This window comes from Faecalibacterium sp. DFI.5.82, from assembly GCF_029076575.1.
Lineage (GTDB): Bacteria > Bacillota > Clostridia > Oscillospirales > Ruminococcaceae > Faecalibacterium > Faecalibacterium duncaniae.
The window spans coordinates 1-309 of sequence record NZ_JARFIS010000545.1; the positions used below are offsets into that span (position 1 = coordinate 1).

Genomic DNA, 309 nt, shown 5'->3' on the forward strand with positions numbered 1-309 from the left:
CCGCGTCGGCATTGCCCACCACCATTGTGCCGTTCAGCGTTTCAAGGATGTTCTTATAAGAGGTACGGCTCTTGGCCAGCACCGCGGTATCGAACACGTCCAGGTTGGCGGTGGCAAGATCCTTCACCGTGATGATGCCCTCCAGCTCGTTGTCCGCGCTGGTAATGGACAGGGTGTCGATCTGCTGGTCGCGCATGATCTTCCATGCGCGGCGCAGGCTGGTGGAGCCCCGGATGTGCACCGACGTGAACCCCAAGATCCGGGACGTGGATTACCGCGAGATGCCGGGCATCCCGGGCTCCACCAGCC

The 309-nt window shown here is 62.1% G+C and carries 1 pseudogene; it reads right to left on the reverse strand.

Annotation, left to right across the window (positions count from 1 at the left end):
* Window positions 1–196, reverse strand: a pseudogene (locus tag P0G09_RS17810) (inorganic diphosphatase); the annotation flags it as partial.
* Window positions 197–309: the final 113 nt, after the last annotated feature.